Origin of the sequence: Microcoleus sp. AT9b-C3 (assembly GCF_036705485.1) — a bacterium.
Lineage (GTDB): Bacteria > Cyanobacteriota > Cyanobacteriia > Cyanobacteriales > Microcoleaceae > Microcoleus.
Window position 1 is genome coordinate 129,947 of the sequence record NZ_JAUBUR010000006.1, and the last position, 15,265, is coordinate 145,211.

The 15,265-nt window shown below is 46.0% G+C and carries 9 protein-coding genes, 1 tRNA gene and 2 pseudogenes; 6 read left to right on the plus strand and 6 right to left on the minus strand.

All coding sequences use genetic code 11. The features are described from left to right. Positions 1 to 37 precede the first annotated feature (37 nt). Positions 38 to 274: a hypothetical protein gene (locus QUB77_RS07960; protein ID WP_333171078.1), complete on the minus strand. Its 237-nt coding sequence runs from the start codon at positions 272 to 274 to the stop codon at positions 38 to 40. Between the two features lie 202 nt (positions 275 to 476). Between QUB77_RS07960 and QUB77_RS07965 the strand changes: the two are divergent. Continuing rightward, positions 477 to 1,090, plus strand: a pseudogene (locus tag QUB77_RS07965) (Uma2 family endonuclease). Positions 1,091 to 1,269: 179 nt separating this feature from the next. Continuing rightward, positions 1,270 to 2,445 carry an AI-2E family transporter gene (locus tag QUB77_RS07970; RefSeq protein WP_333171080.1) on the plus strand — a complete coding sequence of 392 codons (1,176 nt, stop codon included), beginning with the start codon at positions 1,270 to 1,272 and terminating at the stop codon, positions 2,443 to 2,445. 97 nt (positions 2,446 to 2,542) lie between these two features. Here QUB77_RS07970 and QUB77_RS07975 read toward each other — a convergent pair. Continuing rightward, a pseudogene (locus tag QUB77_RS07975) lies at positions 2,543 to 3,199 on the minus strand (Uma2 family endonuclease). Positions 3,200 to 3,375: 176 nt separating this feature from the next. Here QUB77_RS07975 and QUB77_RS07980 point away from each other — a divergent pair. After that, entirely contained in the window at positions 3,376 to 4,551 is a 1,176-nt protein-coding gene (locus QUB77_RS07980) for a homocysteine biosynthesis protein (RefSeq protein ID WP_333171082.1), read from the plus strand. Between the two features lie 145 nt (positions 4,552 to 4,696). On the opposite strand, the gene cobA is transcribed toward QUB77_RS07980, so the two are convergent. The 4 genes from cobA to QUB77_RS08000 all read right to left on the minus strand — a co-directional run bounded on the left by cobA (position 4,697) and on the right by QUB77_RS08000 (position 8,919). Further along, positions 4,697 to 5,506, minus strand: a complete 810-nt coding sequence (gene cobA, locus QUB77_RS07985) for a uroporphyrinogen-III C-methyltransferase (protein WP_333171084.1) — start codon at positions 5,504 to 5,506, stop codon at positions 4,697 to 4,699. Then, on the minus strand, positions 5,503 to 6,246 hold the full coding sequence (locus QUB77_RS07990) for a sirohydrochlorin chelatase (RefSeq protein WP_333171086.1): 744 nt from the start codon (positions 6,244 to 6,246) through the stop codon (positions 5,503 to 5,505). The genes cobA and QUB77_RS07990 overlap by 4 nt, the downstream gene beginning before the upstream one ends. Positions 6,247 to 6,512: 266 nt before the next feature. Beyond that, the gene (locus QUB77_RS07995) at positions 6,513 to 7,196 is read right to left on the minus strand and encodes a manganese catalase family protein (protein WP_333171088.1); all 684 of its coding nucleotides are present in this window, start codon (positions 7,194 to 7,196) and stop codon (positions 6,513 to 6,515) included. A gap of 196 nt (positions 7,197 to 7,392) precedes the next feature. Then, positions 7,393 to 8,919: a serine/threonine-protein kinase gene (locus QUB77_RS08000; RefSeq protein WP_333171090.1), complete on the minus strand. Its 1,527-nt coding sequence runs from the start codon at positions 8,917 to 8,919 to the stop codon at positions 7,393 to 7,395. Between the two features lie 758 nt (positions 8,920 to 9,677). Here QUB77_RS08000 and QUB77_RS08005 point away from each other — a divergent pair. The 3 genes from QUB77_RS08005 to QUB77_RS08015 all read left to right on the plus strand — a co-directional run bounded on the left by QUB77_RS08005 (position 9,678) and on the right by QUB77_RS08015 (position 15,099). Continuing rightward, positions 9,678 to 9,750 (plus strand) — tRNA-His (locus QUB77_RS08005). A 176-nt stretch (positions 9,751 to 9,926) separates the two neighbouring features. Further along, the gene (locus QUB77_RS08010; RefSeq protein ID WP_333171092.1) at positions 9,927 to 14,231 is read left to right on the plus strand and encodes an AAA domain-containing protein; all 4,305 of its coding nucleotides are present in this window, start codon (positions 9,927 to 9,929) and stop codon (positions 14,229 to 14,231) included. After that, the gene (locus QUB77_RS08015) at positions 14,209 to 15,099 is read left to right on the plus strand and encodes a hypothetical protein (RefSeq protein WP_333171094.1); all 891 of its coding nucleotides are present in this window, start codon (positions 14,209 to 14,211) and stop codon (positions 15,097 to 15,099) included. The genes QUB77_RS08010 and QUB77_RS08015 overlap by 23 nt, the downstream gene beginning before the upstream one ends. Positions 15,100 to 15,265: the final 166 nt, after the last annotated feature.

Sequence of the window (15,265 nt, forward strand, 5' to 3'; positions counted from 1 at the left end):
TCGCTCCTGATGTTGCTAAATTGTGCTGTGGTACTCCCTATTCTAAGATGTAAAGGTATCTCATCAGCGCCTCGCCTAGGAAAAGCGATCGCCCCCACCTCACGCCCAAACTGCAAGCCCACCCGCAACACATACTTGCAATAATAGTGTGAAAACCGATCGCCCAACCAACTACCACGTCCATGAACACCAACATCAGCCCCATCCTCAAAGTATTCACCCTTTCCGCCGCCCTTTCCCTGGCCATCAAGTACGCAGGGCCCAGCTTATCCATACCCTCTACGGACCTCAACGCCCTAATCGCCGTCTTTACCCCCAGTATCATCCTCGCTGCCATCCTCGGCTGGCGATCGCGCCAACAGCAGCAGTAGAGACACAATCAAAAAGTGCGATCGCTACTTGGTCTAAAGACTGTGTTTTTGCCAAAATATTAATTCCCCGTACAGCTTATCAAAACCCAAGTTGAGCCATTCACCATGATTCAAATCATACCTGAATTAGTAACATTCGATGAATTCATTGACTGGTATCCTGAAAACTCAGAACACCGCTACGAACTGCACAATGGAGAAATTATTGAAATACCAAAAGCAACAGATAAACATTCTAAAATGGCCGGTTTTACCGCACTGCAAGTCGGAATAGAGATTGAGCGTCTCAATTTGCCCTACTTCATCCCCAAAGAATGTGTCATCAAACCCATCAGCGAGGAATCTGGGTATGAGCCAGATATCATTGTACTTAACGAACAAACCATTGGCAACGAGCCGCGATGGGAGAAATCATCAATCACCATGGGTTCATCAGTCCCCCTAATCGTCGAGGTAACTAGCACTATTGGGGTGATGATTATGCCCTAAAGCTTGAGGCCTATGAGTCAATGCGTATTCAGGAATATTGGATTATAGACTATCTAGGATTGGGCGGCAGACGATTTATTGGCAACCCCAAACAACCCACTTTTTCGATTTACCAACTAATTGACGGGAAATACCAAGTCAAACTGTTCAGAGGCGGCGAGGGTATTGAGTCCCGAACTTTCCCAGAATTGAAGCTGACAGCGCAGCAGGTGTTCGCAAAAGAGAAGTGATGAGGCTGCTTATGCTGAAGTCTGAGTAGGGGTATGTGATTAAAGATGCGATCGCGCCCATCTGCTGTATCTTGTATAGAGGCGATTCATCGCTTCTGGGCTGCTGAACAATTAACAAGCAGCCATTCCCAATACCGTATTCCTCAATCTAAAATCTAAAATCTAAAATCTAAAATCTAATGAAGCTAGGACAGTGGATGGGCTTATTAGCCCTCATCGCATCTTGTTACATCCTGTGGCAAATCAGGCAGGCCTTACTGCTGCTGTTTGCCGCCGTCGTCTTAGCCACAGCCTTAAACAGACTAGCACGCTACTTGCAAAAATTCGGGCTCAAAAGATCGATCGCTGTACTCTTATCAGTTAGCTTCCTAATCCTCGTATTCGTAGGCTTATTCCTGATAATTGTACCGCCCTTTACCCAACAGTTTCAACAACTTACCCAAAGAGCTCCTCAAGGAATAGAAAGATTAAATCAGTGGATAGATCAATTTGAGGGTCGCTTTTCAGGACAATTTGGCCAGCGGCTACCAAATCTTGATGTTAACGACATCATGCAACAACTGCAACCTTTATTCAACCAACTCGTCGGCGGTGCAGGAGCCTTTGTCGGCAACACATTAGGCGTTATCCTCAGCTTTTTGCTCGTCATAGTTTTGACCTTGATGACATTAGCCGAACCTCTATCTTACCGCAAAGCATTCATCCAACTATTTCCCTCTTTCTATCGGCGACGAGTCGATGGCATCTTAGATGAATGCGAAATAGCTCTCGGTCGATGGGTAATCGGCGCTTTAATTAGCATGAGTGTCATCACTTTTCTGAGTTTAATTGGTTTGTCAGTATTGCAGGTTCCCCTAGCTCTAGCTCACGCTGTTTTAGCGGGCTTGCTGAATCTAATACCCAATATCGGGCCTGGTTTGAGCGTCATTCCCCCAATGACGATCGCACTTTTAGACTCTCCGTTAAAATCAGGTTTTGTACTGATACTTTACTTTCTAATTCAACAATTTGAAAGTAACCTCCTCACCCCCTACGTCATGGCACAACAAGTATCACTGCTGCCCGCAGTAACATTAATAGCTCAAGTATTTTTTGCCACCTTCTTTGGATTTTTAGGCTTATTGCTAGCCCTACCCCTCACCGTTGTAGCTCAAGTTTGGATTAGGGAAGCCCTCATTAAAGATATTCTAAACCAGTGGAGTGCCAGTCCTAAAACCTTAGCAGCAATCGATTCTGCTATGAATGAAAAACATGAATCTATAGGAGTCACCGAAACCCTGCAAGAAAAATATTTACCAGAACAGAAACCCAACATCCCGGATCATGCTGAAAATGAGGCTCATGACAATCAATAGTTAAGGTTCATAATGACTTCACTCCTGATTAATTCCCAGTTCTAGGACAGAAGTATTCACTACAAACGTAGAAAATTTGTGGTACGAACACCCTCAACTAACTATCTTCAAGCCTCGCATTTTCTACCGTATCTCTGTCGGCGCTAAAAATCTGTTTAACACTCAAATTCAACTGCCCAAATGTGGGTGACACAACCCTATCACTACCCCGAAACTGACTGACTGGATACTCACCGTCAATCAACTGGTAAACAGAAAAAGTAGGTTGTTTAGGATTGCCAATATAGCGTCGCCCGCCAAGTCCAAAATAGTCCGCAATCCAGTATTCAGAAATGCCCAAAGCTTCGTAGTCAACCAATTTGTAGCCCTAATCATCCCGCCAATTGGTACTGACAACTTCGACAATTAGCCGGACAGAACTCCCCATTTTAATGATAGATTCCTTTTTCCATCTCGGTTCGCTGTCCGTCCCTTGCCTGTCCAAAACGATCGCATCCGGTTCGTAACCAGATAACTCATTATCAGCTTTGACAACGCATTCTTTGGGAACGAAGTAAGGAAGTCCTAGTCGTCGGATTTCAAAGTTGAGTTCAGCGACAAGGAAGCCCGCTACTTCTGAATGTTTTCCGGTGGCTTTAGGCGTTTCAATAAGAGTTCCATTGTGCAGTTCGTAACGGTTTTCAGAATTTTCAGGATACCAGTCAATAAATTCATCGAAAGTGACTGGTTTTAATATCGATTGAGTCCTGGCGATCGCTCTTTATTTTATTTATAATATAATCCTGATATCTGTTATAGCATTTTGCGGTCTTATCAAACGGAGGTCGATCGCCAAAACAGCATTCGCTCGATCGACATTCCATCAATCCAAAGTCAATCCAAAATCAATCAATTCAAAATCTAAAATCTAAAATCCAAAATCTAAAATATATGAGATCGATCGACGAAATCAACGATAAAATCAGCCAAGGCAAAGCCACCGTCTGGACAATCGAAGAACTCAAAACTAGAGTTCAAGAAACCAGCATTACCCAAGCAGCCAAAGAAGTCGATGTGATTACCACCGGCACTTTCGAGCCGATGGAATCCTCCGGTGCAATCATCAACCTCGGCCATACCGACCCGCCGATCAAAATCCGCCAGTGCTGGCTAGACGGCGTTTTAGCCTACTCAGGCTTCGGGGCAGTAGACCTGTACCTGGGAGCCACCCAAGTAGCCGAAGACGGCGAAGAATCCCGCGAACGGGGCGGCGGACACGTCATCGAAGACTTAATAGCAGGCAAACCCGTGCAGTTGCGCGCCCTCGGACAAGTAACAGACTGCTACCCCCGCGCCTCCTTTGAAAGCACGATTACCCGCGATACCATCAACCAGTTTTATTTATTCAATCCCCGTAACGCATATCAAAACTTTATTGTTGGCGTCAATGGGGGCGATCGCCCGCTGTTCACCTACCTCGGCCCCCTGCAACCAAACCTCGGCAACGCCGTCTACTCCAACCTTGGAGCCATGTCTCCCCTGCTAAACGACCCCGACCTCGAAATCATCGGCATCGGCACCCGCATCTTCCTAGGAGGCGCTCAGGGCTACATCACCTGGGAAGGAACCCAGCACTTCCCGCTGCAAAAACGCCAGCCCAACCGCACCCCCATCGGCCCGGCCGCCACCCTCGCACTCATCGGCGACGCCAAACAGATGAACTCGAAATGGGTGCGCGGGTGCTACTTCAAAAACTACGGCCCATCCCTGATGCTGGGAGTCGGCATCCCGTTTCCCGTCTTAAACGAAACAGTCGTCGCCCACTGTGCAGTATCCGACAAAAAAATAGTAGCGCCGGTGGTAGATTTCTCTATCCCCCGGCGCGTTCGTCCCACCTTCGGTTTAGTCAGCTATGCTCAATTAAAGACTGGCCGCATCCTGATAGAGGGCAAACCAGTACGGGCCGCCCCCCTTGCGAGTATGTTTCTCTCCCGGCAAGTAGCATTGGAATTGAAGCAGCAAATTGAAGCGGGTCAATTTACCCTCACGGCCCCAGTTGCTCCCCTACCCACCGACAGAGTATTTCTCCCGCAAGATTTGTGGGGGGCCCAAGTGAGGCTGGAATAGACAGTCGCTAGACTAAACTCACGAATTGTCATTGATGCGTCCAGGAATGACATCGAGCGGGCCCTCGTCCCCGCTGGCGAGCCACTTCAGAGAAAGCGAAATCAAAGCGATCGAAATTAGATCGCTTCTGACCCAATTTTCCCGCTTATTCTACATTCTGAGAAACTGGCCGACAGCCAGACAATATTGAGTGCAAATTGACGACGTTTCCGATGACTGCGATCGCAGGTGCTGCAAATCCAACCGCCTCAACTTGCTCTACAATGGTACCCAAAGTTCCGACCAATTCTTCTTGTTCCGGCCGCGTTCCCCAGCGCACTAACGCTATGGGCGTTTCTGCACTCAATCCTGCATCTGTTAACTGGCCGATAATGTAAGGCAAATTGTGGATTCCCATGTATACTACAATGGTTTCGGAGCCGCGGGCGATCGCCTGCCAATTTACCTCCGGTCGATATTTTCCCGCTGATTCGTGACCGGTGACAAAGGTGACAGAGGAACTGTACGATCGATGTGTTAAAGGAATTCCCGCATAAGCAGGGGCCGCAATTCCAGAAGTGACACCGGGGACGACTTCTACTGACACTCCTGCTTTTACCAACTCTTCCATTTCTTCGCCGCCGCGACCGAAGATAAACGGATCGCCGCCTTTGAGACGAACTACGATCGCATTATCTCCAGCTTTTTCTATCATTAACTGAGTTGTTTCATCTTGCATTAACGAGTGGCGGCCTTTGCGTTTTCCGGCATCAATTCGTTCTGCTTGGGGGTTGATTGCTGCCAAAATTTGAGGGCTGACTAAAGCGTCATAAATCACCACATCCGCACACTCTAACAAAGCTTTTCCCTTCAAAGTCATCAAACCCGGATCTCCGGGGCCCGCACCTACTAAATACACTTTTCCTAAAGACATTTTTCTTTCTTCCTTTACCTCTTCTGTGCCTCTACGGTTCATTTTTGAATTAAATTCTCAATTAAGTCTGCTAATTGTACACTTGGGCCTAGAGGATTTGCGAGATGAAGTTCCGCCGCAGGAAATTGCTGCTTTAGCTGTGCGACATTTTTGGCGATCGCATCTGTAATTCCTCCATTAAATAAGAAGTATGGCACAATTCCAATTTGCTGCTGTCCACCACGAACCAAACTGTCAATTTGCTCTGACAAACTCGGCTTTACCGACCAATAAGCTGTCTGTGCACCGAGTTTGCTGGCAATTTGCTCAACAATCGAGTTACCTCCGGGGCGACGGCTGCCGTGAGATAATAAAATCCATTTTGGCAATAGCAGATTGGGGAGAAAATTCACCTCTTGCATCTGACTTTTTACCAATTTTGTTAAGCCTGCTTCCTGGGAACCTAAATGCGGGCGCAATTCAATTTTTAACTTATCACCAAAAGTTTTTTGGGCAATTTCCACCTCGGCCGGTATGTCTTCAGCGACGTGAACTCCCGGCAATAAAAATACAGGCAGGATTTGCAATTGTGTCAGTCCCAGCGACAGGGTACGTTCGCCAAAACTGCAAATTTGTTCGTGTAGCGGTGCGGGCCCGAGTTCTAAAGTGGCGGTTGCTACTGCGGGGAAGGAGTCAGCCAAATTTTGAGACAGCAGTTGACCTAGGTTTTCCAAAGCTAGTTGGGGTCTGGGGTCGCGGCTGCCGTGAGAGACTAATAAATAGGTGGATGAGCGCAATTTCAATATGGATTTGATGTTAATGTTCGATCGGGATTTCAAATAATTGTAACATTCTAGGGCGCGTGACTTGAAAAATACTCAACCCTCAACCCGAAGCTTCGGAGTCGCGCACCTCTAACAACTAAAGCAAAGTACCCGGCTTGAAAATTACTCAACACACGGCTTAAATCTTCTAAGCCGCCCACCTTACAAAAGAAGGTGCGCGACTTAAAAATTACTTAATAATGGGCTTAAATCTTCTAAGCCACACACTCTAAACAACTCTCAAATTAACCTTTGGGAGCGGGGTCTGCAATGTATTTGAAAGTAGGTTCCGAGTTCCAAGGGCCGCGTTCGTCCTTGCCATTTGTGGACAAGTTAAAGTAGAGATCCACAGTGGAATCTGGCGGAATATTGCCGAACATCGGATCGGTGAGTTTACCCAAGGATTCCAAAGCTTTCATGAACATTTGAGTGTGAGAAATTTCGCGAGTCAGCAGAAACTGCAACGTCTTTTTCGTTCCCATATCCGGTGCTAGTTTAATCAACTCTTCGTAGGTTTGGCGAGCTCCTGCTTCCGCACCGATATTAGCGCGCAAATCGCGCACCACATCGCCACCTTCGTTGACATAAGCACCAGTCCAAGCTTGACCTTGGCTGTCCAACAAGTGCGGGCCTACGCCGCGCACGGCAAACAAAGTGCTTTTATAAGCTTCTGTTTGGTCAACATTTTTGGTGTGCATTTCGATGAGTTTGCCCACCATTTCTAAGTGGCTGAATTCTTCGATCGCAATATCTTGAAGCATATCCTTAATCCCTGCATCTTCACAGTGAAAGGACTGCACCCAGTATTGCAAAGCTGCTGTCAGTTCTCCGGTTGCTCCGCCAAACTGTTCTAGCAGCAATTGGGCAAAACGGGGGTTGGCTTCGTCTACTCTGACTGCTGCCATTAATTCTTTTTTGTGAAAAAACATGGATCGGTACCTCTTTTTAGTTCTGTTGTTAAAGTCTGAAGGATTGCAGACTTTATCTGTGTTCGCCTTCAGAATCCATTGTGCGACAAGCGATCGCACCGAGCCTCGGTCGATGGATACATCTAGCTCGACAAATTTCTCTGCTTTCAGGTAGAGTTTAAATATGAAATTTTACTTAGTGAGTCGGTAGACCAAATTACAATTTAGGAGCAGGATTATTGTCGCACTCGGTTAATTTGGCAGACAGGGCATCGAGATGCCGCAGCCACTGAATGCCGCCAACCCAACTGCGAGATGGGAGGTGTCCGATTGGTGCTTGCTGACTAAATTTAATCTGCCCTAAAGTAGTAGCAGAATTGTAGGTTTGCCAGTTAACCCGATCGCAAAATCTGATATAGTCTCCCTTAACGCTTTCATAAATCTGCTTTTGGACGCTGAAGCCAAACCGACCTTGACTGTAGCGCAACCAAAGGCGATCGAGTGTTTGCAAATCTTCGCAGGGTAGCTGGTAAATTTGGCTAATTTCTAGCTGAGTTCCCGGTGGCTGGGAAAGAGATTGACACATCAAGCCCCAAGTTTCGCGATCGGCTTCTTTCCATTTTTGGTTAGACAAAAAATTTCGCAGTTTGGTATAATCAACTCCCCGTGACGAAATCATAGTCTGATCGAGATTTGAAGTAACAGATAAGGAAAAATCTTCTGCACAATCGGCGACGGCATTGGTCGGTAAAATGGGAGAATCAGAAGTTTGTAGGACGCTGAGATCGGTTGAGTTGTTGCTATTACTGAGAGCAGGAGCGATCGGCGTTTTGGGCGAAAGCAAATTTTGATGACGAATATCTAAAGCTGCTTGGATATCTTGCAAAACTTCCGTAGCAAAACTGTACCGCTGAGTGAGACGAGTTTGCAGCAATTTATCTAAAATTTCACCTAACTCCTCGCTAATACTCGTGGCTTTGGGGAGAAACTCGCGCCACCACCAGCGCTCGTGGTTGCAGTCGTACATATCCAAGGGAGGAACTTGCGTCATTAGGCGAATGCAAGTAACACCTAAACTGTAAAGGTCGCTAGCAGGAAATACTTTGCCACGCATTTGTTCGGGAGCTACATAATCTTGACTGCCGATGAGCGTTGCTGAACGGAGTATCGCTGAATCAGTCAGCAGTTTGGCAATGCCGAAATCGATCAATACGAGTTTGTTGTCCGACTGGCGGCGGATAATATTTTCGGGTTTGATGTCCCGGTGAATGACGCGCTTCTCATGGATAAATTGCAGCACCGGCAATAAGTCTTGCAGCAGTTGCCAAATTTGATTTTCATCGTAGACACTCTTGTCTAATTCTTGTTTAAGAGTCGGCCCCTCTATAAACTCTTGAACTAAATAAATATGACCTTCTTGTTCAAAGCAGGCTAATAATGTGGGGATTTGCGGGTGTTTTCCGAGTTCGTCTAAACGGACGGCTTCTTGGCGAAATAATTCAACGGCTTTGTTGAAAATTTCGGGGTCACGGTCGTAAAAATAAAATTGCTTGACTGCACAGCGGGGTACAGATGGGATGTCTTCATCAATTGCTAGGAAAGTTTTACCAAATCCGCCTCTACCTAAAAGTTCAATCGGGCGATATCGCTGTCTCAGCAACAGGTTAAAACCGCAGTTTAAGCAAAATTTAGCGGTGTGGGAGTTTTGAGGATTTTGACATTCTGGGTTGACACAGTAGCTCATATCGATTTTAGATTTTAGATTTTAGATTTTAGATTGCACAGAAGACTTTTTTTAAACGAACCGCGAAGACGCGAAGCTGCGCGAAGGAAGAGGGATGGTTGATAACTCATGCGGTGTGGGATAAGCTGTCCCGCTTCTTGCATTGGATTTTTCGGGCGGGCGGGACACCCCACAAGCATTTCATCTGAGATTTTGCACCATTCTCAATAAGGCTTTTAGGGGCTGGATGCCCAACCCCTACTCCCCACAAGAAATTCATTCTTTGTGGAACAGGCCGGAGAGCCTGTTCTTGAAAATGGTGCCAGAGGTGAGTTTTATCAAACAGGACTGTAAAATGTAGATGCGCCTGAGCTGATAAGGCTATTTTAATGCGCTGGATCGAATCGGGACGCTGCCCGATCGGCCTAACCCAGGCTACATTACCGAAAGCATCCAGGATACAAGCCCCCAGATTCATCCGTCCATAAATAAAAAACCTGTATCCGATAAAAGAGCCCCCGAATTTATCCGTGGGGTCAATTCTAAAATCTAAAATCTAAAATCTAAAATCTAAAATCGATTGACTGCTGGGAGCGAGATTATTGCCGATCGCACAGGCCGATCGCACAGAGCGAAAATTGTGCTAAACTCTTACTGTGCTTGGAATTTGAGGCACAATCGATCTGTCCGGTTCAGGGACGCTCAGAAATATTTCAAAATATTTTTGCCTTACCCCTAGACTTGTGCTGAGATCTGATGCTATAGTTAAAACTGATACGGCGAGCGTAGCCAAGTGGTTAAGGCAGTGGTTTGTGGTACCACCATTCGTGGGTTCAAGTCCCATCGTTCGCCCTTTTGATTCTCAACTGTTTAATTCGATCGCCCGTCACCTGTACGGTAATTTGTGATTGGTCGTAGGGTGTGCAATGCACACCTTAATTTTTTTTGGGATGTCGCGGTTCTGTCGTCACAAGTTCCAATGTGCTAATCTTAAATCCAATCTAAAATCTAAAATCTAAAATCAAAATATGCCATCTTTAGTAACAGAAGATTGGGGATATAAATTTAGTGGCGATCGCACAATTAATAAGTTTATTCGGGATGTAGAAGGGGAAGCAGCTTTAGGGAAATATTGCGATTGGGAATGCAAAGAACGTGCGGAAATTCTGATGTCGGAGATAGCCGGGAAATCCCACAATCTGTTCTACGTGCGCCGCCAAAAGGTAAATGAGAGATATTCCGAAGAAGAAATCTGGGAATTGTTGCTTGCTACGGATGGAGATGATTTTGAATTACCTCAATTGTTGCAAAAAGCCGATCGCACTTTGCGGTTGTTAGCAACTGTACGCTGTGAAGACGGAATTGGCGGGTTAAAACTGCTGGATGCTGGTTTGGTGGCGGTTCCCAGAGGGAGGAAAGATGGGTATGCTTTGCCGGTGCAGTTGCGACTTTTGGCTAATAATCGATCGCCAATTCCTGTAAAGTCGATCGCCCGCGTCCAACAAATGCCATTTTGGGACGACAGACACATACCAACTACCGAACAACTAAAAGTTTGGCACACTTTTTTAAATGTGGAAAAACGCATCGCGGAAGCGCGTCAATTTTGCGTGCCTTTTCGCGGTCATAATTACGGTTCCGGCTTCAAAATCGTCACTTTTGAAATCGAGCGTAATTCCGCAACTCTTGACGGCTACGAGGAAAATCCCTTAGAAGTGAGCGACTTTCGCGACAGGCTAAAAAAAGCCAGAAATGAAGAAATTATCCTATTTGATTCGCCGCCCGGAAGCAGAAGCAGCCGCGATGGAGAGACATTGGGTAGCATCGCTGAAATTGACTTTGAACATGGTAAATTACGGATTAAGTTAGATGTTGATTTAGGATCTCGCATGGCGGGCGGCAGATATCAAATGCCCAAACAAGGATTCTTGTATTTTGAGGCGGCGGGCGATATCAGTCAGATTGAACGCAAGAAGAAAGCTTTAAAAATGCTGACCGATGGTCGGGCTCAAAATCCCTATTTGAGTGAGTTTTTATTCGACTCTTCTCAGGCGAGAATGCCAGAAAAACTGATTAAATTGGAGCGGGAAAACTTATTAAATCGCAATGCTAATGACGACCAACTTGCAGCCGTAGAAACGGTGCTTTCGGCGCGGGATTTAATTTTGATTCAAGGCCCGCCGGGAACTGGAAAAACGACTGTGATTGCGGAGATTTGCTATCAAATTGCCCGTCAGGGTGGCAAAACGCTCATTGCTTCGCAAGCAAATTTGGCTGTAGACAATGCTTTGAGTCGGTTAGTTCACAATCCGGCGATTCGGGCTTTGCGGAAGGGAAAAGCTCATAAGGTGCAGGAAGAAGGGCAGCCGTTTTTAGAGGAAAATGCGATCGGCACTTGGCTGCAAAATACGGCGACTGACTGCGAAGAAAAGCTCTCGCAGCGCCTGAATAATGTCAAATCTTTGCGGCAGTTGGTGGCAGAATCCGACCGATTTACCGCCTACTGTGCCGCCGAGAGAGATTTTTTCAATGGACTAAAACACCTGCACGACAGTAAAGCCAATCTTGAGGAAAAGTGCAACCAGCAAGCAGCAGATTATGAACTGATTTTAACCAAAAAAAGCGAGATTGAATCTCTAGTTAGTGGGTTGGAAAATCTGCTGGATTCGCCTAATGTCAATTGGGAATCTCCAGAAGTTGCCGATTTTATGCCCAGACTAAAACCCTATTCAGAAGGCAATGTTTTAGTAGAAAACTTTATGGCAAATGTTCGCATTGCCGCCAGCTATGCTACTCAAATCGGCTTCGATCGCCCTGCTTGCGGCGCGTTTGGGATTGGGGTTTGGCTGCAGGAAACTGTAGCAGCGCAAATATCGGAATTTAAGACGGCATTCGATCGCGCTGATGATGTTTGTCACGCTATGTCGGCGGTTGCGGAGTCGTTGCGGGTGTCGCGGCAGATGTCTGAGGCTGTGAATCAACTCGAATTGGGCGATCGACAAAATCAGACACACCGCCACAATCTGGAACAGAAAATCAAGAATTTGGAACTGCGAAAAGCGGAAATTGCAGCCGTTGTCGTCGCCGTTGCACAGTGGATTGAGACAGCGGATACGGGACTCTATGAAGTCGTAAAATCTTGCTGGGAAACGGGCGCAATGCTCACGGATGATATGGTAGGATTGCCCGCAGGATTGCTGAAAATTGCCCGATCGCTCAAATTGCCGATCGTGCCTCCCAAATGCAAAATCAATTTGCCCGATTTGGATCGGTTGCAAAAGGCAATATCCCACGAAGAAAGCGCAGGTTTTAAGGACATACAAGGGCAACAGTTCCGGTTTAGCGAGTTTCTGCACCTAAATTTGAGTCAAACGCCGATCGTGCTCTCTGCGGGCGATCGTACACAGTGGCAGCAACTCGCCAAAGACTTCGCCAGCTACTCCCAAGTCAGCCAAAGTCAGCGCAAATTTATCATCGAAAAAGCTCGCACTTTCTTAGGCAGCATTCAACAATTTTATAGTGAATCCTTGCATCCAAATCATATCCAGGCTACCTTCGATCGCCTAGTCAAAGAATTGCTGCACAGTATCCTCGCAAATGCGCGTCAGTGCGTGGTTCCCCTGAAAACCGAAACCGAACAGCAGCTTATCAAACAGCAACAGTTATTAGATAAAATCGGTCAAACCTTAAACCAGCAGCAAATATCCGCCGCTAAACTTCAGGTAGAAACAGCGCAGCAAGAGGCTAACTTAAAAATTAGCGAAGTTACTAATTTGTTGCAAGCAATTGTCCAACAGCCAAATGTACCTGAAAAATTGCGGATTTTATCCGAACAATATCTCGCCCAAAAATCGAATATTTGGGAGCAACCGCAGCAGTTTGTCAAGCAAGTTGAGGCTTGGAAAGCAACCACGATTCAGCTTGAAAGATCCCTGGCTGACATAGACCCTTTTGGGGTTTTGGAGACAATCAAAAAGACTCTTGACGAGCATCTATCTCCGCTACAAACTGCGGCTGCAACTTTGCAGCAACAACTCGCCGAACTTCAAACAGAATTGAGGGAAATTACCGCTCAACTGCAACAGCAGCAACCGACAGCAGCATTACTGTTTGAGAGAAATTGGTGGGAGTCAGCATGGCAAACGATCCCGACTCAATATCAGCCCGAAGTTCCGAATACAGGATTATTCACCGTAGCTTTTTTAAACAAAATTAAGCGTTTATTCAAAACTTGGCAGCGGAAATTAGAACAAGAAGAAACAGCCCTAAATCGTTCTCAAACGTTTGTGACTGATTGGATTCAAAAACTCCGCAATCCCTCAGAAAAAGATCGCAACGATTTAAAGCAAATTTATATTGACAATGCCAACGTGATCGGCATTACTTGCGTGCAGGCTGCTAGTTTCGATTTTACTAAAAACTTTCCCAGCTTTGATGCAGTCATCATTGACGAAGTTAGCAAATGCACTCCCCCAGAGTTATTAATTCCCGCTTTGAAAGGCAGAAAGTTAGTATTAGTGGGCGATCACAGGCAATTGCCGCCGATGTTTAATCAAAGTACGATCGACGATATTGCCGAAGACATCGGCTGTACCGGAGACGAACTTAGCTTTATCAAAGAATCGCTGTTCAAAGTTTTGTTTGAAAATGCCAGCGACAGCATCAAAAAAATGCTGACAACTCAGTATCGAATGCACCCACAAATTATGGGCGCAATCAATCAGTTTTACCAGCAAAAACTCAACTGTGGCATTCAGGAAGCTGACGCCAAGCGCGCCCACAACCTGGCAGGTAGAATCATTCAAGAAAATAATCACATTCTGTGGGTGAAAACGCCCATCGGACAAGGATTTGAAGAGGAAAAACAGGGCACTTCACGGTTGAATGTCAAGGAGATTGATGTGATCGAGCGTTTGTGCGAACAAATGGAGACAGCTTGGCGGCCCAAAGTTGCCGACGGTGAACCACCGAAAGAAATCGGAATTATCACTTTTTATGCGGCTCAATTAAATGCTATTAAAGACAGAATCGAAGGCGAAAGATTCCCTGCTTTGAGCATCCGCACTGGTACGGTTGACATATTTCAAGGCATGGAAAGACCTGTAATTATTGTCAGCACCGTGTGCAATAATGTTAGGGGCGATATTGGATTTGCTAAGGAACCGGAACGGGTGAATGTGGCATTTTCCCGCGCTCAAGAATTGCTGGTAGTTGTCGGCTGCCACGATTTATTTACTCAACAAACAGGTACAGTGGGAAAAATGTATCAGGAAGTTTCAAAAACGGTACGTCACTGCGGAGGTTTTGTAGATGTTTCTAGCGTCCTCAACTAAACCAATAGACTCGAATTTAAGTTCGCTAGCCGAACAGATTGAGCAACAAAATCCGGGTTTGTCAGTGTTGGCGGCGCGTCAATTCCGCTTTGCAATCCGCCAAACTCCGCTGGAGGTGACGATTAGCGAACCGCGCGAGTTTAACGTGTTGGAAGAGTTCATTTTGCGGGCGGGCGTTGAGTTTGAACCTGCGCCAACTTTGAAGGAATTGGCGGATTTGCTGGGGTTGGACGAGATTTTTGTGAAGACTACGGCGGCGACGCTGGTTAGTTTGGAAAGCTTGGAGGTGGCGGAAAATGGGCAAATTGCGATCGCCCCGCAAGGTAGAGATTTTTTCGAGAAAGGTGCAGTTAGTCGATCGCAAATTCAATCAATTTATGCCATTTCCGATCCGCTGAATCAAACTCTTACCTTTAAATTCGATGCTTTAGCCGCAGAATCGGTCAACTTGCCAGATTTAGCAGATTTAGTATCCCTCGAACATAAAATTAGCGACCTTGCGAATTTAAGTCTAGCAGAAATCCAGCCGTTAATTCAAGATTCCGGCTTAGGAATTCATGCCCCACAAAACGGCAAAATTGTCTCTGCTTGCGATGTCGTCGGCGACGATTTAGATATTTGGCAAACAGTCTCGATTTTTGTGTTGCTAGATGCGATCGAAAATAAAACTACTATTCAAGCCAGACAGGGGAAGCAAATATTAGAAACCGCATCAAACTTGCTAAACGAACTTGAATCCCAGCAAAAACTTTCCTTGAACGACTTGTGTAAAGTAACCCCAGACCTCGCACAGCAAGAATCCGAGACAATCCCCGTCGAGAAAACTCCTAAAAAGCCATCTAAGAAGAAAACCAAGAAAACGATATGATAAGCACTACACTCCCGAACGACTTAAAAATTAAAACTATTTAGAAAATTAGGATGGTACCGATTGACAATATACCGCGATTTCGGTATAATTAATAGTTATTTGCAGTCGCGCTGAGAATTTGTCTGTGTCTGCCAAAGATACTTTCCACGAATCCGTAAAGCGA